This window comes from Deinococcus pimensis DSM 21231 (assembly GCF_000519345.1).
Taxonomy (GTDB): domain Bacteria; phylum Deinococcota; class Deinococci; order Deinococcales; family Deinococcaceae; genus Deinococcus_A; species Deinococcus_A pimensis.
The window spans coordinates 1,098-5,767 of sequence record NZ_KI912621.1; the positions used below are offsets into that span (position 1 = coordinate 1,098).

General features: G+C 72.2%; 8 protein-coding genes. All 8 read left to right on the top strand.

Annotated features, from left to right (window positions below; all coding sequences use genetic code 11):
- A partial coding sequence (gene mbhE, locus DEIPI_RS27850) for a hydrogen gas-evolving membrane-bound hydrogenase subunit E (protein ID WP_045233477.1) occupies nt 1–221 on the top strand: 221 nt, incomplete at its 5' end.
- Entirely contained in the window at nt 218–736 is a 519-nt protein-coding gene (locus DEIPI_RS27855; RefSeq protein ID WP_052351580.1) for an MnhB domain-containing protein, read from the top strand. The genes mbhE and DEIPI_RS27855, both read left to right, overlap by 4 nt.
- Entirely contained in the window at nt 733–1,209 is a 477-nt protein-coding gene (locus tag DEIPI_RS27860) for a sodium:proton antiporter (RefSeq protein WP_084473889.1), read from the top strand. The genes DEIPI_RS27855 and DEIPI_RS27860 overlap by 4 nt, the downstream gene beginning before the upstream one ends.
- Nucleotides 1,206–2,693, top strand: coding sequence for a proton-conducting transporter transmembrane domain-containing protein (locus DEIPI_RS27865; protein WP_045233478.1), 1,488 nt, complete (start codon nt 1,206–1,208; stop codon nt 2,691–2,693). Before DEIPI_RS27860 ends, DEIPI_RS27865 begins: the two co-directional genes overlap by 4 nt.
- Before the next feature lie 8 nt (nt 2,694–2,701).
- Complete coding sequence (locus tag DEIPI_RS0102210) at nt 2,702–3,160, top strand: Na+/H+ antiporter subunit E (protein ID WP_245588493.1); 459 nt, start codon at nt 2,702–2,704, stop codon at nt 3,158–3,160.
- A gap of 10 nt (nt 3,161–3,170) precedes the next feature.
- The gene (locus DEIPI_RS37260) at nt 3,171–3,434 is read left to right on the top strand and encodes an MrpF/PhaF family protein (RefSeq protein ID WP_027480696.1); all 264 of its coding nucleotides are present in this window, start codon (nt 3,171–3,173) and stop codon (nt 3,432–3,434) included.
- Nucleotides 3,434–3,817 carry a monovalent cation/H(+) antiporter subunit G gene (gene mnhG, locus DEIPI_RS27870; protein WP_045233479.1) on the top strand — a complete coding sequence of 128 codons (384 nt, stop codon included), beginning with the start codon at nt 3,434–3,436 and terminating at the stop codon, nt 3,815–3,817. The genes DEIPI_RS37260 and mnhG overlap by 1 nt, the downstream gene beginning before the upstream one ends.
- Nucleotides 3,818–3,848: 31 nt before the next feature.
- On the top strand, nt 3,849–4,640 hold the full coding sequence (locus tag DEIPI_RS0102225; protein ID WP_245588494.1) for a glutaminyl-peptide cyclotransferase: 792 nt from the start codon (nt 3,849–3,851) through the stop codon (nt 4,638–4,640).
- The last annotated feature ends 30 nt before the right edge of the window (nt 4,641–4,670 follow it).

Below are 4,670 nucleotides of genomic sequence, written 5' to 3' on the forward strand. Positions count from 1 at the left end.
GCGCGGGCGTCACGACGTTCCTGCTGCTCTCCGCCACGCCGCTCGCCGGGCGCATCGGCGGGTACTTCCTGGAGAACTCCTCCAAGGAGGCGGGCGGCAAGAACGTCGTGAACGTCATCCTCGTGGACTTCCGCGGCTTCGACACCCTCGGCGAGGTGACGGTCCTCGCGATCGTCACGGTCGCGGTGTACGCGCTCGTGCGTCTCAGGAGCCGCACGTGAGTCCCGAGCGTGGAGGCTGGGCCGACACGGACCCCGTGCTGCGCACCGTCGCGCGGGCCGTGTTCTCCCTCGTGCTGCTGTTCGCGCTGCACCTGCTGTGGCGTGGCCACAACCTGCCCGGCGGCGGATTCATCGCGGGGCTCACGACGTCCGCGGCGATGGTGCTGTACCGCGTCGCGTTCGGGCGGCCCGTCACGCGCGTCAACCCGCGCGCGCTGCTGCCGTGGGGACTGGGCGTAGCGGGCGTCACGGCGCTCGTGCCGCTCCTCGCGGGGAGGCCCCTGCTGACGAGCGCGTTCGGGTACGTCACGCTGCCCGTCACGGGCGAGTTCGAGTGGGCGACGGCGTTCATCTTCGACGTGGGCGTGTACCTCGTGGTGGTCGGCACGACCGTCGGCATCGTGGACACGCTCGCCACGGCCGCCGTGCGCGGCGACCACGGCGCGCGCGGCGAGGTCGAGGAGGTCGCGCACGAGGGCGCGCGGGACGCGCACGAGGGGGAGGTGGAGCCGTGACCGTCCTGTACGGGGTCATCACGGGCGTCCTCGCGGCGACGGGGGTGTACCTGCTGCTCTCCCGCACGATCCTGCGGGTGGTGCTGGGGCTCGCGTTCGTGTCGTACGCCGCGAACCTCGCGATCCTCGGGGCGGGCGGCCTCACCCTGAACGCCCCTCCCCTGCTGAGCTTGCGCGGCCCGCACGTGGATCCGCTGCCGCAGGCGCTGATCCTGACGGCCATCGTGATCGGGTTCGGCACGACCGCGCTGCTGCTCACGCTGGCCGTGCGGACGTACCAGGCGACGGGCCGTGACGACGTCGCGCGCTTCGACGACGAGCTCAACGAGCTGGGGGGGGACCTCGACGACCCCGCCGCCGACCCCGAGCATCCCACCAACCCGGAGGAGTTCCACCCGGAGGACTACGCGGACGGTCCCGTCATCGCCGCCGAGACCGCCCTCACCCCCGAGGCCGAGAAGGAGAAGTCGTGAACGCCGTCGTCCTGCCCGTCGTGGTGCCGCTCGCGGCGGCGATCCTGCTGCTGTTCGTGCGTCACGCGTCCGTCCGCTGGTGGCTGTCGCTCGGCGCGTCCCTGCTGACGCTCGCCGTGTCCGCCCTGCTGCTCCCCGCCACGCTGCGCGGCGAGGTGCTGGTGTCCGCGCTGGGCGACTGGCCCGCCCCGTGGGGCATCCAGATCGTCGCGGACGCGCTGTCCGCCGTGACCCTCACCGCGTCCGCGATCACGGCGGTCCTCGCGGTGACGCTGTCGCGTCCCACCGTGGACTCGCGCCGCGAACGCTTCGGTCACCACGCCCTCCTGCAGTTCCTCTTCACGGGCGTGAACCTGTCGTTCCTCACGGGAGACCTGTTCAACCTGTTCGTGGCCTTCGAGGTGACGCTCGTCGCGTCGTACGCGCTCGTCACGCTCGGCGGGGCGGTGGGTCAGCTGCGCGAGGGCTTCCGCTACGTCGTGTTCAACCTGCTCGTGTCCGCGCTGTTCGTGGTGGGGGCCGGGCTGAGCTACGGCCTGCTGGGCACCCTGAACTTCGCGCACCTCGCCGAGCGCGTGGCGGCGCTCGGGCCGACGCCCGCCGTGACGGCGCTCGCGCTGCTGCTCATGACGGTCTTCGCGACGAAGACGGCGCTCTTCCCGCTGGCGTTCTGGCTGCCGGGCTCCTACCCGGAGCCGCCGCCCGCGACGGGCGCGTTCTTCGCGGCGGTCCTCACGAAGGTCGGCGCGTACGCCCTCATCCGGGTGTTCTCGACGGTGTTCACCTCCGAACCCGACGTGACGGGTCCCGCGCTGATGGCGCTCGGGGGCCTCACGGTGCTCGTCGGGGCGCTCGGGGCGCTCTCGCAGCGCACGTGGCGGGCGATCCTGTCGTTCACGGTGGTGGGCTCGGTGGGTTTCCTCGCGTTCGGCCTGGGCCTCGGCAGCGAGGCGGGTCTCGCCGCGACGGTGTTCTACCTGCTGAGCAGCGTCGTCGTGACCTTCACGCTCTTCGCGGTCGCCGCGTGGGCGGAACGGGCGAGCCTGCAGGAGGAGACGCGTGTCGGCGGGGCGCTGGAGGTCGCGCCGTGGCTCGCGGGAGGCTTCATGGCGGGCCTGCTCGGCATGGTGGGCCTGCCGCCCACGAGCGGCTTCGTCGGGAAGTTCGGGCTGGTGCTCGCGGGCGCGCGTGAGGGCGGGTGGCTCGCGTGGCTGGGCGTCGCGGCGATGCTGGTGTCCAGCCTCGTGACGCTCGTGGCGCTCGTGACGGTGTGGCGGCGCTTCTTCTGGGGCGAGGTGTGCCTGCCGCGCCGTCCCGGCGTGCCGCCTTCTCTCACCGTGACGGTCGCGGCGGCGGTGGCCCTCACGGTGCTGCTCGCGGCCTTCTCGGGCCCCGTCTACCGCGCGGCGAGCGTGACGGCGGCGCAGCTCGCCACACCCGACGTGTACGTGCGCGGCGTGCTGCGCGGCGGGGAGACGCCGTGAGGGGCCTCGTGACGAACGCGGTCCTGGCCGGCACGTGGGCCCTGCTGGTCGGGGAGGTGAGCCTGCGCACGCTCGTGGCGGGCGGGCTGATCGGCTTCGCGCTCCTCGCGATCTTCCGCCGGGTCCGCGAGGGCGACGGGTACGTCCGCGTGACGCTCGCCCTCGCGGGGTTCCTGGCCTTCTTCGCGCGGGAGCTCGTCGTGGCGAACGTGGCCGTGGCGACGCTCGCGCTGCGTCCACGCGCCCGGCTGCATCCCGTGATCGTCGCGGTGCCGCTGCGCCTCACCACGGACGTGGGCGTCACGGTCCTCGCGGCGGTCATCACGCTGATGCCCGGCACGGTCGCGATGGGCGTCTCCCGCGACCGCCGTCTCCTGTACGCCCACGCGATCGGCATCGAGGACGCCGACGCGGCGCGCGCGTCCATCACGCGGGTGGAGGACCACCTGCTGAGGTTCCTGAAATGAGAGGTGACCCTTGTTCGCGCTGAACGTCGCGCTCGTCGTGGTGACGCTGTCCATCGCGCTCGTGACGTACCGGGTGCTGCGCGGCCCCACCTGGGGGGACCGCGTGATGGCCTTCGACTTCCTGAGCTCCAACGTGGCCCTGCTGATCGTGCTCGTCGCGGTGCGCACGCGCCTCGACTCGTTCCTCGACGCGGCGCTCGTGCTGTCCCTGCTGGGCTTCCTGTCCACCGTGGCGCTCGCGCGCTACCTCATGCTCGGGAGGGTGATGCGCTGATGGACTTCGTGTGGTGGCGGGACCTGCCGATCCTGGTGGGCGCGTTCTTCGTGCTGGCCGCCGCGGTGGGCGTGCTGCGCTTCCCGGACCTGTACTCGCGCCTGCACGCCTCGTCGAAGCTCGTGACGCTGGGCTCGGCGGGCATCTTCGTGGGCGCGATGCTGACGTTCTCCTCCGTGGAGGTCACGACGGTGCTCGTGGCGATCCTCGCGTTCCAGTTCCTCACGACGCCCCTCGCGGCGTACATGATCGCGCAGGCCGCGTACCGGCGTGGCCTCAGGCCCCGCCTGGAGAGCGAGGACCGCGACGAGTGGGGCGAGGCGGGGCACCTGAACGGCGCGCGTGAGGAACGCCCGCCCGGAGGTGAAGGCGAGCGCACGTAGGCGGGACGGCGCGCCCCGGTATGCTGGGCAGGTGATCAACAAGTCTGTGCTGTGCGCCGCGCTCTGCCTCCTTCTCGCCTGCGCGGACCGTCCCGCCACCCTCGCCCAGGGAACCGGCGGCACCATCCCCGTCCTCAAGCCGGAGGTGGTGCGCCGCCTCCCGCACGACCGGGCGGCGTTCACGCAGGGCCTCGTCTTCGAGGACGGCGCGCTCTACGAGGGCACCGGCCTGTACGGCGCGTCGGAGTTGCGGCGCGTGAAGCTCGACACGGGCGCGGTGGAGCGCCGCCGGGCCCTCCCGCAGGACGTGTTCGGCGAGGGTCTCGCTAGCCTCGGCGGGCGGCTCTACCAGCTCACCTGGAAGAACAAGGTGGGCTACGTGTACGACCGCGCCACCTTCGAGCTGCAGAGGCAGTTCACGTACGACACGGAAGGCTGGGGGCTCACGACGGACGGGCGCGACCTCATCCTCAGCGACGGCTCGAACGTGCTGCGCTTCATCGATCCGACGACGTTCAGGGAGGTGCGGCGCGTTTCGGTGACCGCGAACGGGCAGGCGGTGCGCAACCTCAACGAGCTGGAGTTCGTGGAGGGCGCGGTGTACGCGAACGTGTGGCTGACGGACACCATCGCCCGCATCGATCCCGCCACGGGACGCGTGACGGCCTGGGTGGACCTCACGGACGTGTCGCGGACCGTGCCGAAGAGCAGCACGGACGACGTGCTCAACGGCATCGCCTGGGACGCGAAGGGACGCCGCCTGTTCGTGACGGGGAAGCGCTGGCCCGCCCTGTTCGAGATCCGCCTGCCGGGCCTGCGCTGAGGCGCGCGCGTCGTGACGTGGCTCCTGCCG